Below are 18,554 nucleotides of genomic sequence, written 5' to 3' on the forward strand. Positions count from 1 at the left end.
GGTAGCGATTGCTACCCTGAGAGGCCGTATGTCTGTTTCGTAGGGGGATCATGAAGAGACAAACCGGTCAGCGCGCGCTGCACGGTGGACACCGATGGCTCGGCGTCCTCGTTGCGGGTGCTCTCATGGCGGGGTGCAGCGCCGTCGGCGGCAGCTCCGAGGGGGCAGGCGCCGAAGACGCGGAAGCCGATAACGCTGGCGACTCCAACGCCTCGTCGTCGCCGTCGCCCACGCCGGCGACCGAGGTGACCATGAACGTCGAGGAGGGTGCCCGCGCCGTCCCGGTGGATACCGCGATCACCGTGGGAGCGACCAACGGCACGATCACGGCAGTGTCGGCCTACTTCGGCAAGCGCGCGACCAAGAAGTCCTCTGTTGCCGGCGATCTGACGGCCGACGGGAGTGCCTGGACGGCCAAGGGTCTCCTCGAGCCCGGCAAGCGCTACACGGTCGCCGTCAGCACCCGTGACGAGGACGGCAACGTCGACACGACGACCCGTACCTTCCGGACCCAGTCTCTGACGCTCGACCAGCAGGCGTACGCCTCCATCTCGCCGAGGAGCGGCGCCACCGTCGGGGTGGCGATGCCGATCATCGTCCGATTCGACCTCCCGGTGTCGCGGCGGGCCGAGGTCGAGAAGCGCCTCGCAGTGACGTCTACACCGAAGGTGGAGGGCACCTGGAGCTGGATCAGCGACTCCGAGGTCCACTTCCGTCCGAAGAGATACTGGCCGGCAGGCACCACGGTCAAGGTCCACGCAGGCATCAACGGCGTCCGTACGGCCAAGGGCGTGTGGGGCCAGGAGGACCGCGACACCAGCTTCTCGGTCACCAAGCGTGCGGTGACGACGGTGGTGGACGTCGCGCGGCACAAGGCGACGGTCAGGATCAACGGCAAGGTCGCGCGGGTGATCCCGGCGACCACCGGCAAGCCCGGCTTCCAGACCCGCAACGGCACCAAGGTGATCATGGAGAAGTATCCCGTCAAGCGGATGGACGCCGCGACGACGGGCATCGCCGAAGGCTCGTCGGAGTACTACAACATCGAGAACGTCCGGTATGCGATGCGAGTGACCAACTCCGGTGAGTTCATCCACGCCGCGCCGTGGTCGGTGGGCTCACAAGGCTCGGCGAACGTGAGCCACGGGTGCACCGGCTTGAGCACGAGCAACGCCTCGTGGTTCTACGGGATCTCCCACATCGGGGACCCGGTGAAGTTCATCCGCTCCGACCGCAAGGTTCTCGAGCCGCAGAACGGCTGGACGGACTGGAACGTCTCGTACGCCCAGTTCGCGAAGGGCTCGGCCCTCTCCTGACCCCTCCGCCTCGCGGGTCACTGTCTTCGCCTCGCGGGTCACCGTCTTCGGCCCGCGGGTCAGTGTTCGTGGACCGACGGGTCACTGTACGTGACCCGTCGGCGCAGGCAGTGACCCGCGAGCGGCAGGCAGTGACCCTCGGCGGCAGGCAGTGACCCGCGAGCGGCAGAAAATGACCCGCGGGCGGCAGGCAGTGACCCGCCAGCGGCCGAGAGTGACCCGCGAGCGGCAGACAGTGACCCGCCGGCCGGGGTAGGGGGAAGGAGAAGGCCCCGCCCCCCGGATGGGGGAGCGGGGCCTTCTCGTGAGGCTGGACCTCAGTGCTGCTTGGGCACGCCCGTCTCGCTGACTCCGCTGAAGTCGTCCGGGAGGTCGTGCGGCGGGTACACCTCGTCGTGGAAGTGGTGTGCCGCGGCATCGACGTCGGCCTGAGTCGGCTTGTCCACGTCGTGCGCGAAGAAGAACCGCTTCGCCCACGCCCGCAGCCTTGCCTTGCGACCCTGCGGGTTGCGGACCCCGTTGCCGTCCTCGTCGACCGCTGCGGTGAGCTCGGGAACCCGAGGACGCGCGGTGAGCGCGTACGCGGCGTCCCGCGGCAGCGGCGCGTGGGCCTCGGCGTACGACCCCTCGGCGGAGCGGACGATGATGCCCGTCTCGTAGCCGTGGAGCAGAGCGTCGTTGTCCTTGCGCTGCAGGCTGATGCAGATCCGCCGCGTGATGATGAACGCGATCACCGGCCCGAGGAACACCCCGATACGACAGATCCACGTGATCGTGAAGATGTCCAGGTTGAACTTCAACGCGATGATGTCATTGCCGCCGGCGATCCAGCAGACGCCGTAGAACGTCATGCCGGCGACGCCGAACGCGGTGCGGGTCGGGGCGTTGCGCGGACGCTGGAGGAGGTGGTGCTCCTCCTTGTCGCCGGTGACCCACGACTCGAAGAACGGCCAGATCGCGAGCACCGTGAAGAGCAGGCCCATCAGGAGGACGGCCGGGATGAAGACGTTGAGCGAGAACGTCTGCGAGTACTGCTCCGGACCGACGGTGAACTCCCAGTTGGGCATGATGCGGACCGCGCCCTCGACCCAGCCCATGTACCAGTCGGGCTGCGAGCCCGCGGTCACCTCGGACGGGTTGTAGGGGCCGTACGCCCAGATCGGGTTGATCTGGATGACCGCCGCCATCAGCGTCGTGAAGCCGAAGACCACGAAGAAGAAGCCGCCCGCCTTCGCCGCGTAGACGGGGAGCATGGGGAACCCGACGACGTTCTTCTCGGTGCGTCCGGGGCCAGGCCACTGCGTGTGCTTGTGGTAGACGAGAAGCACCATGTGGGCGGCGATCAGGCCGAGGAGGAGGCCCGGCAGCAAGAAGATGTGCGCCATGTAGAGCCGCGGGATGATCAGGTCACCCGGGAACTCCCCGGCGAAGACGAAGAACTCGAGGTAGGACCCGACGACCGGGATCGACCGGATCAGTCCGTCGACGAAGCGCAGCCCGGTGCCCGACAGCAGGTCGTCCGGCAGCGAGTAACCGGCGAAGCCCTCGATCAGGCCGATCGCGAACAGGCCGATACCGATGATCCAGTTGAGCTCACGCGGCTTGCGGTACGCGCCGGTGAAGAACACACGGAGCATGTGGGCGATGATCGCCGCCATGAACAGCGCAGCAGACCAGTGGTGGATCTGCCGGACCAGCAGACCGCCGCGGATGTCGAACGAGATGTCGAGGGTCGAGGCGTAGGCCTGCGACATCTCGAGGCCACGCATCGGCTCGTACGGGCCGTCGTAGACGATCTCGGTCATGCTCGGCTGGAACCAGAAGGTCAGGAACGTCCCGGTCAGCAGCAGGACGACGAAGCTCCAGAGAGCGATCTCGCCCAGCAGGAACGACCAGTGGTCCGGGAACACCTTGCGGATGTTCTTGCGCACGAGGCCGGCGAGGCCGACGCGCTCGTCGAGCCACCCGACGGGTCCGGCGGACTTCTTGCCGAACTTGGTGTCCTGGAGCGGCGTCGTGGGAGTGCTCATGGTGTCAGTCACGGTTCTGCTCCACCTCTGGGAAGCTCGGGCCGACCGGCTCGTGGAAGTCGCTGGTCGCGATCAGATAACCGTCCTGGTCCACCGCGAGCGGGAGCTGGGGGAGCGGGCGGTGTCCGGGGCCGAAGATGACCTTGCCGCCGTCAGCGAGGTCGTAGGTGGTCTGGTGGCACGGGCAGAGCAGGTGGTGGGTCTGCTGCTCCCAGAGGGAGATCGGACAGCCGACGTGCGTGCAGATCTTGGAGTAGACCATGATGCCGTCCACGTCCCAGTTGGCCTGGCCCTTGCGCGGCTTGATGTCGTCGGGCCGGATCCGGACCGCGATCACGGACGCCTTGGCCTTGGCCTGCAGGAGGTCCGTGCCGTGGAACAGCGCGTGGCCGTGGCTGTCGGTCTCGAACAGGATCGCGGGCTGGGCGTTGACGAGCTGGCCGACCTCGATGTCACCCGGACGCAGCGGGATGCCCGAGACGTCGTTGACGACCCGCATGCCGCGTCGCCAGACCGTCTTGAACAGCTTGTCGCCCGGCAGTGGGCCGAGGTCGCGCAGCATGATGATGGCCGGCAGACCGAGGAAGGCCACGGCGCCGATGAGGGAGTTGCGGATCAGCGGCCGGCGACCGAAGCCCGACTCGGACACGCCCTGGCCGACGGCGACGAGCGCCGCCTCGCGGTCCTCGTCCGACGAGCGCGCCGGGTGGCGCATCTCGATGATCTCCTGGTCGAACATCAGCTTCTTGGCCCACTGGATGGCCCCGATGCCGATGAGGAACAGCGCCAGGCCGAGGGTGAGCCCGAGGGCGAGGTTCAGCGAGAACCAGCCGAAGACCTCCGCGTCCCTGGGGATCGTGAAGTAGGCGACGCAGAAGGCCAGGGCGAGCACGATGGCGGCGGTGAACATCCCGGCGACCTGACGCTCGGCGCGCTTGGCCAGCTTGGGATCCACGTCGGTGGGACGCGGGAGATGCTCGGGCAGCCCCGGGTTCTCGATCGGCTCGGCAGGCTCGATGTCGTTGCGCGCCGGGACGGCGACGTCGTCAGTCGGCTGCTCGTCGTGCGATTCGGGGCTCATGACCTCTTCTTCTTCACCCGGGCGCCGTGCGCTGCCAGCCAGACGCTGACGGCGACGAGACCGCCGATTCCGATGATCCAGGCGAACATGCCGTCCACGACGGGGCCGAGGCCACCGCCACCGAAGCCGCCCTGGGGCTGCGACTCGACGGACTTGATGTAGCCGATGATGGCGCGCTTGTCCTCAGGCGTGACGACGTCGTCGCTGAACACCGGCATCTGCTGCGGGCCGGTCTGCATGGCCTCGTAGATGTGCTTCGCGCTCACGCCGCGCAGGGAGGGGGCGTAGCGGCCGCTGGGCAGGGCGCCGCCGGCGCCGACGGAGTTGTGGCACGCGGTGCAGTTCGTACGGAAGAACTCACCGCCGCGGGTCAGCTCCTCCTCAGAGAGGTCGGAGACGTCGGTGTATTCCTCGTCAGGGACCGCAGGGCCGGGGGCGAGGCTGGCGACGTATGCGGCGAGCGCGTCGGTCTCCTCCTCGTCGTAGACAGGATCCTTGCGGGGTGCCTGGGGCGCGGTCTGAGCCAGCGGCATACGACCGGTGGACACCTGGAAGTCGACCGACGCCGCGCCGACACCGATCAGCGAGGGGCCGAAGTTGCCGCCGCTCTTGGTCATGACGCCCTCGGCGTTCATGCCGTGGCAGCTGGCGCAGCCGACGAGGAACAGCTCGCGGCCCTGCTCCACCTTGGCGGTGTCACTCGCCGTGTCGGCGTCGGCCTTCCCCGGAGCGAGGGAGGCGTACAGCGCTCCCGCGACGAGCAGTCCGAAGAGCAGCACCGCGTAACCCGCGAGAGGGTGCCTTCGGTGGGTGGACAAGAACCGCACGGAGTGAACCTCGTTCCCCTTGCCAGGGACGCCCCCGGCAGGGGCGTCTCCTTCGATTAAACCTTGATTCAGATCTTCTGGTAGAGAATTCGTCGCCGGAGCCGTCGAGGACGGGTCGAGGACGGGGGCCCTACTGCAGGGCGTAGATGGTCAGGAAGAGCCCGACCCACACGATGTCGACGAAGTGCCAGTAGTAGGACACGACGATTGCGGAGATCGCCTGCTCGTGGGTGAATCGACGCGCCATGAAGGTACGGCCGATCACGAGGAGGAAGGCGATGAGACCGCCGATGACGTGCAGACCGTGGAAGCCGGTGGCGAGGTAGAAGACCGAGCCGTAGCCCGACGACGAGAGCGTGACGTTCTCGTGGATCAGCTCGACGTACTCGGTGGCCTGGCCGGCGACGAAGACGGCGCCCATCACGTAGGTGAGGGCGAACCACTCGCGCAGACCCCACTGGCCGATCTGCCAGATGCGTCCGCTGCGGCCGACCTTGCCCTTCTCGGCGGCGAAGACGCCCCACTGGCAGGTGACCGAGGACAGCACGAGGATGGTTGTGTTGACCGTGGCGAACGGGACGTTGAGCTTGGCCGTCTCCGCCGCCCACAGCTCCGGGCTCACCGCACGGATGGTGAAGTACGCGGCGAAGAGGGCCGCGAAGAACATCAGCTCGCTCGACAGCCAGACCACGGTCCCGACCGTCACTTGCGAGGGTCGGTTGGGTTGCCCGTGCAGGCGGGATGCTGGGATCACAGATGTCGTCGCCACGGGTGTCATTATTAACCCCCGACCTGTGCGAGGCATCCCCGGCCCCTGCCTCACGCCCTCGCGAGTCGCTACGATCGCGCTGTGACCGATCCCAGCACTGATGTCGCATCCGAACGTCAACTCCCGTTGCGCGTCCTCGTCTACTCCGACGACGGTGACACCCGCACGCAGGTGACGACCGCCCTCGGCCGTCGGATCCACCCCGACCTGCCGCCCGTCGAGTACGTCGAGTGCGCGACGCTCCCGGTGGTGCTCCAGCACATGGACGCCGGTGGCATCGCCCTGGCGATCCTCGACGGCGAGGCGACGCCGGCGGGTGGCATGGGCGTCGCGCGCCAGCTGAAGGACGAGATCTTCCAGTGCCCGCCGCTCCTGGTGCTGACCGCGCGGGACCAGGACGTCTGGCTCGCGACCTGGTCGCGCGCCGACGGCATCGCGAGCCACCCGATCGACCCGCTCAAGCTCGCGAACGCCGTCCTCGGCCTCATCGCCCCCGCGGCGACCACGGCCTCCGCATGACGGTCGCGACCCGCTGGCCGGAGGTCCTCGGCGGGCTCGTGGCAGGCGAGGACCTCACGGCAGGGCAGACGGCGTGGGCGATGGAGGAGATCCTCTCCGGCAACGCCACGGCCGCGCAGATCGCCGGCTTCGCCGTGGCGCTGAGGGCGAAGGGTGAGACCGTCGCCGAGGTCGAGGGACTCGCGGCGACCATGCTCGACCACGCGAGGCTGATCGAGGTCGAGGGCCGGACCGTCGACATCGTCGGGACCGGAGGTGACCGCGCCAAGACCGTCAACATCTCGACGATGTCGGCGGTGACCATGCGCGGTGCCGGTGCGTTGGTGGTCAAGCACGGCAACCGCGCTGCGTCGAGCGCCAGCGGGGCGGCCGACGTCCTCGAGGAGCTCGGGGTCCGGCTGGACCTCACACCCCAGCGCGTGGCGTCGCTCGCGGGTGAGGTGGGGATCACCTTCTGCTTCGCCCCCGTCTTCCACTCGTCGTTCCGCTTCACCGCGGCGCCGCGGAAGGAGCTCGGCATCCCGACCGCCTTCAACTTCCTCGGGCCGCTCACCAACCCCTCGAAGCCCGCCGCGATGGCGGTGGGTGTCGCCGACGCGAGGATGGCGAGCGTCGTCGCCGGCGTCTTCGCGCGGCGCGGGCTCGATGCGCTCGTTTTCCGTGGCGACGACGGCCTCGACGAGATCACGACGACGACGACCTCGCGGGTGTGGGTCGTGTCGGGTCCGGACGGTCAGAAGTCCGTGGCGGAGCACACCTTCGACCCCACCGAGGTCGGGATCGCGCCGTCTCCCCCCGAGGCGCTGCGCGGAGGCGACCCGGCCTTCAACGCCGACGTCTTCCGACGTGTGGTCGCGGGCGAGCAGGGGCCCGTCCGCGACGCGGTCGTGCTCAACGCCGCCGCGGGGCTGGCGGCGTACGAGGGAGGCGAGGACGACCTCGTGACCCGGATGGAGCGCAACGTCGCTCGCGCCCGTGAGGCGCTCGACTCCGGGGCGGCCCGCGAGGCGCTCGCGGTGTGGGCCGACGCGTCGCAGCGCGAGAGCTGACCGACGCGGGGCGCGGTCAGCGGCGCACGATCACTCGAAGTCGCCACCGATGCTGAAGGCTGCCTCGAGGTCGTGCTGGGAGTAGGTGCGGAACGCGATGTGCGTCTCGGTCGACCGCACTCCCGGGACCTTGTTGACGCGGTCGGCGACCACGTCGGCGATCTCCTCGGTGCGCCGCACCCGGACGAGCGCGATCAGGTCGATGTGTCCGGTGACGGAGTAGACCTCGCTCACGCCGTCGAGCGCGGCGACCTCCTCGGCGACCTCCGGGATGCGGTCGACCTCGGCGTTGATGAACACGATCGCGGTGATCACGGGTCCTCCTGCGGACGAGTCGGCGTACGGGCTGCAGCCTACTCGTCAGCGGCGTGGGCGGTGCTCGGTCCGCCAGCCCTCGCCTCGCGCCTCGTCGAAGGGCGCAGCGGCCGCACGTGATCGCTCGGCAGCCTCGACGATGGGCAGGTGCCGACCGGCGCCGCGTACCGGGCTGGCCCACTCGCCGTCGAGGTCGACGAGGCGGACCCCGTCGGACTCCAGCCAGCGCAGGACCAGCTCGGACTCGGCCGCGGTGGCAGCCGGTGTCTCGTCGGGCACGATCGTCTCGGCGGTCGATCGGAGCGCCTCCACCCACGGACCGGACGGCGTCGAGGCTGGCATCACCCCGGAGGCGACCAGACGTCCGTGGCGTACGACGTGGACCTCCCACTCCCGCCACTGCGGGTCGAGGGGGCGTGCTGCGACCACCTCGGCGCACGAGAGCAGCGCGGCGAGCCGCTGGCTGCGGTGGGTGGCACGGACGAGCGCGACGAGCCGGTCTCGCTCATGGGCGGCGTCCTCGAAGCGTCCCTGCCCCGAGAGCGTGCGCATGCGGTCGGTCGAGGCATCGACCACCACGGTGGGGTCGAGCGTGAGAGCCGTCCGGACGCGGTCGACCTCGGCCGCGTACGTCTCGGGGGTGGCGGTGCCGTCGCAGGGTGCGAGGCAGCTGCCCATCTCGGCGAGGGCGCACGCGCTGCGTGACGGACGGCGCGGGAGCCGTCCGGAGCACTGGCGGATGCGGAACGCCTCGTAGAGCGTCGCCGCGACACGCTCGGCGGACGAGCGGCGCGTGAAGGGACCGAGGTAGTCGGCGTCGTCGTCGGTCTTGCGGACGAACGAGAGGCGGGGCCACGGCTCTCGGGTGAGCTTGATCCAGGTCGCACGCTCGGGGTGTCGGGACCTGCGGTTGTAGGGCGGCTTGTGGTGTGCGATCAACCGCAGCTCGCGCACCTGCGCCTCCAGGGCCGTCGCACACGTGATGCCCTCGACGCGGGTCGCCAGCGCCACCATCTCGCCCATCCGCGTGCGGGTCTCGCTGGAGGTGAAGTAGGAGCGGACCCGCGCACGGAGGTCCTTGGAGGTCCCGACGTACAGGACGTTCTCGTGACGGTCGCGGAAGAGGTAGACGCCGGGGAGGTGGGGGAGGTGGTCGGCGAGCCGGCTCTTCTTGCGCTGGGCGGGACTGACGCGGGAGCTGAAGGTGGCGAGCTCCTCCATCGTCGACACCCCCATGGTGCCCAGGCGCTCGAGGAGCGCGTGGAGGACGTCGACCGTCGCGCGGGCGTCGGCGAGGGCGCGGTGGTTGGGGGTGGTGGCGGCGTGGAAGTGGCGCGCGAGCGTGCTCAGCTTGCAGTTGGGGACCTCGTCGCGCAGCAGGACGCGACGGGCGATGCGGGCGGTGTCGAGCGACTCGAAGCCGGGCCAGGCCAGCCCGAGGTGCTGGGTGAAGTGCTTGAGGAAGCCGACGTCGAAGGGAGCGTTGTGCGCGACGAGCACGGTGCCCCGGGCGAACTCCAGGAACGACGGCAGCGCCTCGCCGATCCTCGGGGCGGCCACGACCATCGCGTCGGTGATGCCGGTGAGGACCGTGATGAACGTCGGGATCGGACCCTCGGGGTCGACGAGGGTCTGGAACTCACCCAGGACCTCTCCGCCGCGGACCTTGACCGCACCGATCTCGGTGATCATGGAGCCGGCGGCCGCCGAGCCGCCCGTCGTCTCGAGGTCGACGACGCAGAACGTGATGCCCGACAGGTCTCGACCCAGCTCGTCGAGAGTCCCTTGGACCGCGGTGCCCTCGACCGCGGTGCCCTCGACCGCGGGAACCGGGACGGTCGGCGGGGGAGCGGTCTCGGGGGCGAGGGTCATGGGAACGACGGTAGGTGCGTCCGCTGACATGTCCGGCCGTCGGGGCGTACGGCGTGTCGCACGACGGGTTTGTGTCAGAGCGGCTGCGTAGCGTCCAGGGCATGGACGAATCCCGCGTGCTCCATCAGCAGCCGGGCCCGGCGACGGGTCACGGCGAGCTTCTGACCATCGACTGCGGTCGCTGCCTCGCCCGGCCCCAGGCATGCGGCGACTGCGTGGTGACCGCGCTGCTCGGTGCCCCCGACGAGGGCGTCAGCATCGACGCCGACGAGGGTGCCGCGCTCCAGGCGCTGAGCGCCGCCGGCCTCGTGTCTCCGCTCCGCCTCGTGACCCAGACCGACAGCGAGACCATCGACGACGTGTGAGCCTTCTCACCCAACCACCGCCGCCCGCGAGAGAGATCTGACTTTCCCACTGCTTCACGTTGATTCCCCACCCCGTTGGCGCATAGGGTGAGGCTCGCGTGTCTGAGGAGTTCTCTACCCCGGAGGGCGCAGGCACGCCGCCTAGTTCGGCCGAGATCCCCCGATCGACGCTGGAGCCGGGGACCCACGTTCCTGGGGTGAATCCGTCCGCTCGGACGGTAGGGCACGTTCTTGGCCCGAACCCGTCAGCTCACCCGGTAGGCGTCGAGAACGTGAAGGAGCCGCCGAGTGCGGAACGGCCGAAAGCTGTCGATGAGGGCAGCAGTCGCCGCCGGGTCCGGGTTGGTCCTCGCTGCCACGCTCACCGCGTCCCCCAGCGCAGCAGACCCCCAGACGCCGAGCCTGTCCGAGGCCCAGCGCAAGGTCGCCGAGCTCAGCCACGAGGCCGAGCAGGCCAACGAGCGCTTCCTCGAGCTCCGGACCGAGGTCGACGGAGCCAAGAAGCAGATCAAGAAGCTCCGGACCGACGTCAAGGCGCAGCAGGCTGAGGTCGAGGACGTCCGCAACGCCCTCGCCAAGACCGTCACCGAGCGGTTGTCGAGCTCCCCGATGGGCCCGACCACCCAGCTGCTCGCGAGCGACGATGTCGACGAGTTCCTGGAGGGCCTGACGGCGCTCCAGTCCTACAACAGCACCCAGGCCGACCGGCTGGCCGCCTTCGAGCGCGAGGCCGGAGAGCTCAAGGTCCGCCGTGAGCAGCTCTCCTCCAAGCTCGAGATCATCTCGGAGTCGCAGAAGGAGATGACCAAGCAGAAGGCCAAGCTCGACGATCGCGTCACCAAGGCCGAGGCTCTCGTCGCGAGCCTGACTCCTGCTGAGCGCGAAGAGGTCTACGACAACGACCACGGTGGTCCGAGCCGCAGCGAAGACCGTCCGTCGACCAGCGCCCCGAAGGTGAACGCGTCCGGGCGGGCCAAGAAGGCGATCGACTTCGCGATGGCGCAGCTGGGCGAGCCCTACTCCTACGGTTCTGCGGGCCCCGGCAGCTGGGACTGCTCGGGCCTGACGATGAAGGCGTTCGGCGCGGCCGGCGTGTCGCTCCCGCATTCGTCCTCCGCGCAGTCCGGGATGGGCTCCTCGGTGTCGCGGTCGTCGATGAGCCCGGGCGACCTGGTCTTCTACTACAGCCCGGTCAGCCACGTCGGCATCTACATCGGCAACGGCAAGCTGATCCACGCCCCGCGTCCCGGGCGCAGCGTCGAGATCGTCTCGGTGGACGTCATGCCGGTCAGCGGAGTGCGTCGCGTCGGCTGACCGCCTCCGCTCCGTACGAAGAGCCACGACCCGTCTCGGGTCGTGGCTCTTCTGCGTACGACGTGCGGCCACCCCTGGGCAGCAGCTCCGAACCCTCACGGACGACAGCAGCCCCCAGCGCGTGTGCGCCGAGGGCTGCTGCTGTCTGCGTGAGGGTGGGGGCCTAGCCGTACAGGGCCTCGACGTCGTCGCGGTGCTCACGCATCACGACGTTGCGCTTGAGCTTGAGGGTCGGTGTGATCTGGCCGCCCTCCTCGGTCCAGTCCTTGGCGAGGACCCGGAACTTGCGGATCGCCTCCGCTCGGGACACGTGGGAGTTGGCCTCGTCCACCGCGGTCTGCACGGCCGCCAGCACGTCGGGATCGTCAGCGAGCTGCTCGATCGGCGTATCAGCCGGCTTGCCGTGGTTCTCGAGCCACGAGCCGATCGACTCCTGGTCGAGCGTGATGAGTGCGCCGACGAAGGGCTTGCCTTCGCCCACGACCACCGCCTGGCTCACCAGGACGTGCGCCCGGATGCGGTCCTCGAGGACCGCGGGCACGACGTTCTTGCCGCCGGCGGTGACGATGATCTCCTTCTTGCGGCCCGTGATGGAGATGAAGCCGTCGGAGTCGATCTCACCGATGTCACCGGTGTGGAACCAGCCGTCCTCGTCGAACGCGGCCGCCGTCGCCTCCGGCGCGTTCCAGTAACCCCGGAACACCTGTCCGCCGCGGAACAGCAGCTCGCCGTCATCGGCGACCCGGACCTCGGTGCCCGGCAGAGGGCGCCCGACGGTGCCGATCTTGGAGTCGCCGGCGAGGTTCGCCGCGAGCGCGGCCGTGGTCTCGGTGAGGCCGTACCCCTCGATCACCGGGATGCCGATGCCCGAGAAGAAGTGCGCGAGCCGCTCGCCCAGCGGAGCGCCGCCGGAGATCGCATGCTCGACGTGCCCGCCCATGGCGTCACGAAGCTTGGTGTAGACCAGCCGGTCGAACAGCGTGTGCTTCGCCTTGAGGACCGGGCCGATGCGCTTGCCGCTCTCGCGCGCCCGGCTGTAGGCGATCGCCGTCGAGGTCGCGACGTCGAAGATCTTGCCCTTGCCGGACGCGTGGGCGTTCTGGCTGGCGCCGTTGTAGATCTTCTCGAACACGCGTGGGACGGCCAGGAGGAACGTCGGCTTGATCTCCGCCAGCTCGGGGAGGAGGTTCTTGACGTCCGGGGAGTGCGAGAGCTTCGCGCCTGCCCGGATGGAGCCGACCTCGACGATGCGGGCGAAGACGTGCGCCAGCGGCAGGAAGAGCAGCGTCACGGAGTTGTCGTGGAACAGCTCAGGAAGGACGTCGATGACGTCGCCGAGCTCGAACATGAAGTTGGCGTGCGTGATCTCTGCGCCCTTGGGGCGTCCGGTCGTGCCGGAGGTGTAGATGATCGTGGCGAGGTCCGACGGAGCCACGGCGTCACGACGGGCGGCAAGGTCGGCGTCGGAGATGACGGCACCCGACGCGGCGAGAGTGTCCAGACCGGAGTCGATGACCCACACGTTCTTGAGGTCGGTGAGATCGGTGCCGGACGCCGCGACCCGCTCCGCGTGCTCCTCGTTCTCCACGACGCAGCCCACCGCGGCGGAGTCGGACAGGATCCACGAGATCTGCTCGACCGACGAGGACTCGTAGATGGGGACGGAGACGGCACCGATCCACCACAGCGCGTAGTCGACCTGCGTCCACTCGTAGCGCGTGCGGGAGAGGAGACCGACACGATCTCCCGGCGCGACTCCGGCGGCGACGAACCCCTTGGCGAGGGAGACGACCTCGTCGCGGAACTGCGCGATGGTGACGTCGGTCCAGGCGCCGGAGACCCTGCGCTGGAAGGCGACCCGGTCAGGGTCCTCGTCAACCCGCACCAGGATGTCGTTGGTGATGCTGCCCGTCTCTGGGACCTGGTACGTGGCTGGGGTCGCGTAGGTACGCACTCTGCCTCCGATCGAGTGATCTGGGTACGCCGACACGACGTACTCCCCCTGGGGCAGGTTACATTCACCACTCGGAGCACCTGCGAAGGAGACCTCGATGCCGGCGGTGGACGTGATCGACCAGACGTACGCGCCCGTGCCGCAGCGCCAGTTGCGCGAGGTTCTCTGCGCGGAGTCCGGCTGGTCCGAGGTGCTGCCCGGCCTGGAGCTGCGGTGCTTCGAGGACCGGGGCGACCGCGGCAAGCGCTGGAGCGTGAGCGGCACGCTCGACGGGACGGCCGAGGTGTGGCTGGAGCAGGCGCCCGAGGGGACGATCGTGCACCTGTTCCTACAGGCGGACCCGAGCGCGCCGGGGATGTCGACGCAGGGCGTCCGGCGGATGGAGCGCGACGTACGGGAGCGCTTGAAGCGATGGGTGACCCAGGTCCGGGACACTCTCGACGTCGGACGGCCCGTCGGGGAGCCGCCCGCCACAGCGCAGCGCGGGGCTGCCCCGACCGAGGACGTCCGGGATGCGCGATAGGGTCGGCCGCAGCACCGACGACCAGGAGGGCTCTGGATGACTGACCAGACGACCAGCGACATCGTGGTCGACGCCGATCCCGGCGTCATCATGGCGGTCATCGCCGACTTCGCGTCGTACCCCTCGTGGGCGACGGGGGTGAAAGAGGCGCGGGTCGTGGAGCTCGACGAGTTCCGGGCACGCCCCACCGAGGTGCAGTTCGTCCTCGACGCCACGCCGATCCGCGACACCTACACCCTCGGCTACACCTGGGACGGCGACCGTGAGGTCGACTGGCGAGTCACCGAGCCGGGGTCCATGGTCACGGGCATGGACGGGGCCTACGTCCTCGAACCCCTCGAGGACGGGCGGACCCGCGTCACCTACCGTCTCGCTGTCGAGGTCTCCATCCCGCTGCTGGGGATGCTCCGTCGCAAGGCGGAGAAGGTCATCATCGAGACAGCTCTCAAGGGCCTCAAGAAGCGCGTCGAGTCATCCGAGGTGTGACCGGGACGACGTGGCGAGGCGCGGGTCTCGATAGGATCTGACGACCGCGCTCGCACGTCCCCAGGTTCTCTGCACGAGGAGAGGCATGACCGAACACACCGGCGACGACCATGTCGGCACCCTCGCGCAGGAGGCCCTCAAGCTCGCTCGCGTGCTCGCCGACCAGGCGTCGCAGGGCCGGCGAGGAGCCGACGACACCTCGTCGGCCGAGCATCGTCCCGAGACCTGCGACTCCTGCCCCCTGTGCCAGCTCATGACAGTCGTGCGTCACGCGCGCCCCGAGGTGGCCGACCACCTGACGTCGGCCCTGGCCTCGCTCACCCTCGCCGCGCGTGGTGTGGTGGACGCGTGGGCGCAGACGCGTCCGCCGCACGCGTCCGGGCGGGCGGCCGCCGACGGGCCGGCGGACAGGGACGGGGAGGACGAGCCATGGGGCTGACGGTCGGCGTCGACATCGGCGGCACCAAGATCGCTGTGGGCGTCGTCGACGTCGACGGCACCGTCATCGCTCACGACCAGCTGGAGACGCCGGCGACGGACCCCACCCTCATCGGGGACGCCGTCGGCCGGTCCGTCAACGCCCTCAAGCGAGACCACCAGGTGGAGGCCGTCGGTGTGGGCGCCGCCGGGTTCGTCGACGCCGCGCGGCGCTCCGTGCTGTTCGCCCCCAACATCAAGTGGATCGACGAACCGCTCGCCGACCGCCTCGAAGACCTCATCGACCTTCCCGTGGTGATCGAGAACGACGCCAACGCCGCGGCGTGGGGCGAGTTCCGGTTCGGGGCGGGGGCCGACGTCGACGACATGCTCCTCGTCACGGTCGGCACCGGCATCGGTGGCGGGATCATCCAGGGCGGACGCCTGGACCGGGGCGCGTTCGGCGTCGCCGGTGAGATCGGTCACCTGCGGATGGTCCCCGCCGGGATCCGGTGCGGCTGCGGCCAGTACGGGTGCTGGGAGCAGTACGCCTCAGGCCGCGCGCTGGTGCGCGAGACCCGCGACCGGATCAGTGCGGGGATGGCGCAGGCGCAGCCGCTGGCCGCGCTGATCGACGGTGACGTCACGCGGATCACGGGGCAGATGGTGACCGAGCAGGCCCAGAAGGGCGACCCTCTGGCCATCGAGCTCATCGCCGACGTCGGCCGGTGGCTCGGAGAGGGCATCGCGTCGCTGGCGGCGGTCATCGACCCGAGCGTGGTCGCAATCGGCGGTGGTGTCGCCAAGGCAGGGGCGTTGTTGCTCGAGCCCGCGCACGCGTCGTTCCTCCGTACGCTCTCGGCCCCGGTCTATCGTCCGCAGGCGACGCTGCGGCCCGCGAGCCTGGGCAACGACGCCGGCATGATCGGTGCCGCCGACCTCGCTCGCGCGCGGTGACGAGGCACGATGGCTGAGCGGCTCTCGATCGGGATCGACATCGGTGGCACTCGGGTCAAGGCCGGTGTGGTGGACCTCGACGGTCACGTCCTGGCACGTCTGAGCCGGGACACGCCGACGACCAGCCCGATGGCGGTCCTCGACGCGATCGCGGACATCGTGGCGACGCTACGACGGCACCACTACGTCACCTCCGTCGGCATCGGCGCGGCGGGCTTCGTCGACGCGACGCAGTCCACCGTGCTCTTCTCCCCGCACCTGGCGTGGCGGCACGAGCCGCTGCGGGACGCGGTGCAGCGGCGTACAGGGCTGTCGGTCCTGGTGGACAACGACGCCAACGCCGCCGGCTGGGCGGAGTGGCGGTTCGGTGCCGCCCAGAACGAGGAGTACATGGTCTGTCTCACCCTCGGCACCGGAATCGGCGGGGCGCTGGTGATCGACGGGCGCCCGCACCGCGGCCGGTACGGCATCGCGGGGGAGTTCGGGCACATGATCGTCGTGCCGGACGGCCGGGCGTGCGAGTGCGGCAACCACGGCTGCCTCGAGCAGTACGCGAGCGGCAATGCGCTGATCCGGGACGCACGCGAGGCGATGGATCGCGGCGACGACTACGGCAAGCGGCTGCTGGAGCGCCTCGACGGTGACCCGGACCAGGTGAGCGGGCTGGTGGTGTCGGAGCTGGCGCGTGACGGGGACGAAGACGCTCTGCGGTGCTTGGAGGACGTCGGCGCGTGGCTCGGGATCGGCATCGCCAACCTGGCGGCTGCGTTCGACCCGGCGTTGTTCGTGATCGGCGGGGGAGTCTCCGACGCCGACGAGCTGTTGCTCGAGCCTGCGCGCGAGTCGTTCCGGAGGACGCTCACCGGTCGAGGCTTCCGCCCGGAGGCGTTGATCGTGCGCGCCCACCTCGGCAACGACGCGGGCATGATCGGCGCGGCCGACATGGCCCGCTCGGTGCGTCGTCGTGCACGGCGGGGGCGGCGTCGCCGACCTCGCGCCGAGGGCTCGCTGGTGCGGCTCAGCGGTCGACGAGGGTGAGCTCGAACGCATAGAGGTCGGGGCGGTAGGCGTGCTCGCCGTACTCGACCGCACGCCCGGCGTCGTCGTACGCCGTGCGCTGCATCGTGAGGAGGGGCGCCCCCCTGCGCTCGCCGAGGAGCCGCGACTCCCGCGCGTCGGCGCGACGGGCGCCGATCCGTTGCTTGGCGACCCGCATCCAGATCCCGGCGCGGCGCAGTGCCGCGTACAGGCCGTTGTCGGCCAGGTCGACCGCGGCGAGGTCGAGCAGCGAGGCGGGGAGCAGGTTCTGCATGAGCGCGAGTGGCTCGTCGCCGATGTAGCGGACCCGCTCGAGCGACCAGACCGGGCTGCCCGGCTCCAGCTGGAGCGCGCGCGCACTCTCCTCGCTCGCCTCGAGGCGAGCGAGGCTCAGCACCTCCGTACGGGGGGCCTGCCCGGCCGCGGTCAGGTCGTCGTGCAGGCTCGTGAGCTCGACCGAACGGCTGACCCTGCCGTGCACCACCTGCGTCCCGACGCCTCGCTTGCGGACGAGCATGCCCTTGTCGACGAGCACCTGGATCGCCTGGCGGACCGTGGGGCGCGAGAGTCCGAGCCGGTCGGCGAGGACGAGCTCGTTGTCCAGCTTGTCGCCGGGTGCGAGCGTGCCGCTGACGATCGCACCCTCGAGCTGCTCGGCCATCTGGAAGTAAAGAGGGACCGGGCTCGAGCGGTCCAGCGAGATCTCCGGCCGCGCACCCATGCGAGCACTATAGGGGCGGGGGCGGCCACTAGGTCTATATGTCCGGACAAATCGTTGACAGTCGATTGTGTCCCACGTCACACTGACGGATCAGGTGAAGCATCGACGGAGGCGGGTGACGATGGAGCGTGGCCGCATCGCGGGTGCCCCGATCTCGTGGGGTGTGAGCGAGGTCGACGGGTGGGGGTTCCAGCTGCCGGTGGAGCGGGTGCTCGAGGAGATGAGCCGGCTGGGCCTGACGGCGACCGAGTTCGGCCCCGAGGGCTGGCTGCCACGGGAGCCGGCGACCAGGGCACGGACGCTGGGTGAGCACGGGCTGACGGCGGTCGGCGGATTCCTTCCGGTGGTGCTCCACGACGCCGGTCACGACCCGGCGCCCGAGCTCGATGCCTTCGCCGACGCCTGCGTCGCTGCCGGCGCGATGGTCGTCGTCCTTGCCGCCGCCACGGGCGTCACCGGGTACGACGCGCGCCCGGAGCTGACCGACGAGCAGTGGCGCACGCTCTGCGTGAACCTCGATGTTCTCGATGACCGTGTCCGGGCGCGCGGTCTGAGCCTCGCGCTCCACCCGCACGTGGGCACGGTGGTCGAGAGGGCTGAGGACGTGGGGACGGTCATGGCCCGGTCACGGGTGGCGCTGTGCCTCGACACCGGTCACCTGATGGCGGCGGGTGTCGACCCGCTGCCGCTGGCCAAGGTGCACGCCGAGCGGGTGAGGCACGTGCACCTCAAGGACGTCGACGCGCGGCTCGCGACCGAGGTCCACGAAGGCTCCGTCTCCTTCAGCGAGGCCGTCCGCGGTGGTCTCTTCCGCCCGCTCGGTCGCGGCGACGTCGACGTCGTCGGGCTCGTCACCACGCTCGAGGAGCGCGGCTACGACGGCTGGTACGTCCTCGAGCAGGACGTGATGCTCGACGGTGACCCGACGGGGGACGGACCCCTCGAGGACGTGCGCACGAGCCTTGCCTACCTCGAAGGGCTCGCCTCGTGACCGGCTTCGA

The 18,554-nt window shown here is 69.8% G+C and carries 19 protein-coding genes and 1 riboswitch; of the genes, 11 read left to right on the forward strand and 8 right to left on the reverse strand.

The window, feature by feature from the left end:
* Positions 1–50: 50 nt before the first annotated feature.
* Complete coding sequence (locus KV100_RS17320; protein WP_220344338.1) at positions 51–1,316, forward strand: Ig-like domain-containing protein; 1,266 nt, start codon at positions 51–53, stop codon at positions 1,314–1,316.
* A gap of 317 nt (positions 1,317–1,633) precedes the next feature.
* On the opposite strand, the gene KV100_RS17325 is transcribed toward KV100_RS17320, so the two are convergent.
* The 4 genes from KV100_RS17325 to KV100_RS17340 form a co-directional block, all read right to left on the reverse strand.
* The gene (locus KV100_RS17325; RefSeq protein ID WP_220344339.1) at positions 1,634–3,346 is read right to left on the reverse strand and encodes a cytochrome bc complex cytochrome b subunit; all 1,713 of its coding nucleotides are present in this window, start codon (positions 3,344–3,346) and stop codon (positions 1,634–1,636) included.
* Between the two features lie 4 nt (positions 3,347–3,350).
* Positions 3,351–4,427, reverse strand: a complete 1,077-nt coding sequence (locus KV100_RS17330) for a ubiquinol-cytochrome c reductase iron-sulfur subunit (RefSeq protein WP_220344340.1) — start codon at positions 4,425–4,427, stop codon at positions 3,351–3,353.
* Entirely contained in the window at positions 4,424–5,254 is an 831-nt protein-coding gene (locus tag KV100_RS17335) for a c-type cytochrome (protein WP_220344341.1), read from the reverse strand. The genes KV100_RS17330 and KV100_RS17335 overlap by 4 nt, the downstream gene beginning before the upstream one ends.
* A gap of 130 nt (positions 5,255–5,384) precedes the next feature.
* Entirely contained in the window at positions 5,385–6,032 is a 648-nt protein-coding gene (locus tag KV100_RS17340) for a heme-copper oxidase subunit III (protein ID WP_220344732.1), read from the reverse strand.
* 72 nt (positions 6,033–6,104) lie between these two features.
* Here KV100_RS17340 and KV100_RS17345 point away from each other — a divergent pair, with 72 nt between their 5' ends.
* Together KV100_RS17345 and trpD are read left to right on the forward strand one after the other, a co-directional pair.
* A complete protein-coding gene (locus tag KV100_RS17345) occupies positions 6,105–6,542 on the forward strand; it encodes a hypothetical protein (protein WP_220344342.1) in 438 nt (145 codons plus the stop codon).
* Positions 6,539–7,591 carry an anthranilate phosphoribosyltransferase gene (trpD, locus tag KV100_RS17350; protein WP_220344343.1) on the forward strand — a complete coding sequence of 351 codons (1,053 nt, stop codon included), beginning with the start codon at positions 6,539–6,541 and terminating at the stop codon, positions 7,589–7,591. Before KV100_RS17345 ends, trpD begins: the two co-directional genes overlap by 4 nt.
* Before the next feature lie 30 nt (positions 7,592–7,621).
* Here trpD and KV100_RS17355 read toward each other — a convergent pair whose 3' ends face one another.
* Entirely contained in the window at positions 7,622–7,906 is a 285-nt protein-coding gene (locus tag KV100_RS17355) for an Lrp/AsnC family transcriptional regulator (RefSeq protein ID WP_220344344.1), read from the reverse strand.
* Between the two features lie 45 nt (positions 7,907–7,951).
* On the reverse strand, positions 7,952–9,778 hold the full coding sequence (locus KV100_RS17360; protein ID WP_220344345.1) for a DEDD exonuclease domain-containing protein: 1,827 nt from the start codon (positions 9,776–9,778) through the stop codon (positions 7,952–7,954).
* Positions 9,779–9,879: 101 nt separating this feature from the next.
* Here KV100_RS17360 and KV100_RS17365 point away from each other — a divergent pair, with 101 nt between their 5' ends.
* Together KV100_RS17365 and KV100_RS20260 are read left to right on the forward strand one after the other, a co-directional pair.
* Positions 9,880–10,143, forward strand: a complete 264-nt coding sequence (locus KV100_RS17365; protein WP_255559404.1) for a hypothetical protein — start codon at positions 9,880–9,882, stop codon at positions 10,141–10,143.
* 138 nt (positions 10,144–10,281) lie between these two features.
* A riboswitch (cyclic di-AMP (ydaO/yuaA leader) is annotated at positions 10,282–10,423 on the forward strand.
* Positions 10,424–10,431: 8 nt separating this feature from the next.
* Positions 10,432–11,457, forward strand: a complete 1,026-nt coding sequence (locus tag KV100_RS20260) for an NlpC/P60 family protein (protein WP_220344346.1) — start codon at positions 10,432–10,434, stop codon at positions 11,455–11,457.
* 163 nt (positions 11,458–11,620) lie between these two features.
* Here the strand turns inward: KV100_RS20260 and KV100_RS17375 are convergent, their stop codons facing one another.
* Positions 11,621–13,411: a long-chain fatty acid--CoA ligase gene (locus KV100_RS17375; RefSeq protein WP_220344347.1), complete on the reverse strand. Its 1,791-nt coding sequence runs from the start codon at positions 13,409–13,411 to the stop codon at positions 11,621–11,623.
* A 97-nt stretch (positions 13,412–13,508) separates the two neighbouring features.
* Here KV100_RS17375 and KV100_RS17380 point away from each other — a divergent pair, with 97 nt between their 5' ends.
* From KV100_RS17380 to KV100_RS17400, 5 genes are all read left to right on the forward strand, one after another.
* On the forward strand, positions 13,509–13,934 hold the full coding sequence (locus KV100_RS17380) for a hypothetical protein (RefSeq protein WP_220344348.1): 426 nt from the start codon (positions 13,509–13,511) through the stop codon (positions 13,932–13,934).
* Between the two features lie 36 nt (positions 13,935–13,970).
* A complete protein-coding gene (locus tag KV100_RS17385) occupies positions 13,971–14,420 on the forward strand; it encodes an SRPBCC family protein (RefSeq protein WP_220344349.1) in 450 nt (149 codons plus the stop codon).
* Positions 14,421–14,505: 85 nt separating this feature from the next.
* Positions 14,506–14,859 carry a hypothetical protein gene (locus KV100_RS17390; protein ID WP_220344350.1) on the forward strand — a complete coding sequence of 118 codons (354 nt, stop codon included), beginning with the start codon at positions 14,506–14,508 and terminating at the stop codon, positions 14,857–14,859.
* Positions 14,850–15,794, forward strand: a complete 945-nt coding sequence (locus KV100_RS17395) for an ROK family glucokinase (protein WP_220344351.1) — start codon at positions 14,850–14,852, stop codon at positions 15,792–15,794. Before KV100_RS17390 ends, KV100_RS17395 begins: the two co-directional genes overlap by 10 nt.
* Before the next feature lie 9 nt (positions 15,795–15,803).
* Positions 15,804–16,832, forward strand: a complete 1,029-nt coding sequence (locus tag KV100_RS17400) for an ROK family glucokinase (RefSeq protein WP_220344352.1) — start codon at positions 15,804–15,806, stop codon at positions 16,830–16,832.
* On the opposite strand, the gene KV100_RS17405 is transcribed toward KV100_RS17400, so the two are convergent.
* Positions 16,813–17,553: a GntR family transcriptional regulator gene (locus KV100_RS17405; RefSeq protein ID WP_220344353.1), complete on the reverse strand. Its 741-nt coding sequence runs from the start codon at positions 17,551–17,553 to the stop codon at positions 16,813–16,815. The two genes, KV100_RS17400 and KV100_RS17405, sit on opposite strands and share 20 nt — an antisense overlap.
* Before the next feature lie 121 nt (positions 17,554–17,674).
* Between KV100_RS17405 and KV100_RS17410 the strand changes: the two genes are divergently transcribed.
* The gene (locus KV100_RS17410; protein ID WP_220344354.1) at positions 17,675–18,544 is read left to right on the forward strand and encodes a TIM barrel protein; all 870 of its coding nucleotides are present in this window, start codon (positions 17,675–17,677) and stop codon (positions 18,542–18,544) included.
* Positions 18,545–18,554 lie beyond the last annotated feature (10 nt).

The organism is Mumia sp. zg.B21 (assembly GCF_019550855.1).
GTDB lineage: Bacteria > Actinomycetota > Actinomycetes > Propionibacteriales > Nocardioidaceae > Mumia.

Bases quoted from the DNA above. Each gene is read 5' to 3' on its own strand.
- KV100_RS17320 (WP_220344338.1), top strand. From the start codon at position 51: ATGAAGAGACAAACCGGTCAGCGCGCGCTGCACGGTGGACACCGATGG.
- KV100_RS17325 (WP_220344339.1), bottom strand. From the start codon at position 3,346: ATGAGCACTCCCACGACGCCGCTCCAGGACACCAAGTTCGGCAAGAAG.
- KV100_RS17330 (WP_220344340.1), bottom strand. From the start codon at position 4,427: ATGAGCCCCGAATCGCACGACGAGCAGCCGACTGACGACGTCGCCGTC.
- KV100_RS17340 (WP_220344732.1), bottom strand. From the start codon at position 6,032: ATGACACCCGTGGCGACGACATCTGTGATCCCAGCATCCCGCCTGCAC.
- trpD (WP_220344343.1), top strand. From the start codon at position 6,539: ATGACGGTCGCGACCCGCTGGCCGGAGGTCCTCGGCGGGCTCGTGGCA.
- KV100_RS17360 (WP_220344345.1), bottom strand. From the start codon at position 9,778: ATGACCCTCGCCCCCGAGACCGCTCCCCCGCCGACCGTCCCGGTTCCC.
- KV100_RS17365 (WP_255559404.1), top strand. From the start codon at position 9,880: ATGGACGAATCCCGCGTGCTCCATCAGCAGCCGGGCCCGGCGACGGGT.
- KV100_RS17380 (WP_220344348.1), top strand. From the start codon at position 13,509: ATGCCGGCGGTGGACGTGATCGACCAGACGTACGCGCCCGTGCCGCAG.
- KV100_RS17385 (WP_220344349.1), top strand. From the start codon at position 13,971: ATGACTGACCAGACGACCAGCGACATCGTGGTCGACGCCGATCCCGGC.
- KV100_RS17390 (WP_220344350.1), top strand. From the start codon at position 14,506: ATGACCGAACACACCGGCGACGACCATGTCGGCACCCTCGCGCAGGAG.
- KV100_RS17395 (WP_220344351.1), top strand. From the start codon at position 14,850: ATGGGGCTGACGGTCGGCGTCGACATCGGCGGCACCAAGATCGCTGTG.
- KV100_RS17400 (WP_220344352.1), top strand. From the start codon at position 15,804: ATGGCTGAGCGGCTCTCGATCGGGATCGACATCGGTGGCACTCGGGTC.
- KV100_RS17405 (WP_220344353.1), bottom strand. From the start codon at position 17,553: ATGGGTGCGCGGCCGGAGATCTCGCTGGACCGCTCGAGCCCGGTCCCT.
- KV100_RS17410 (WP_220344354.1), top strand. From the start codon at position 17,675: ATGGAGCGTGGCCGCATCGCGGGTGCCCCGATCTCGTGGGGTGTGAGC.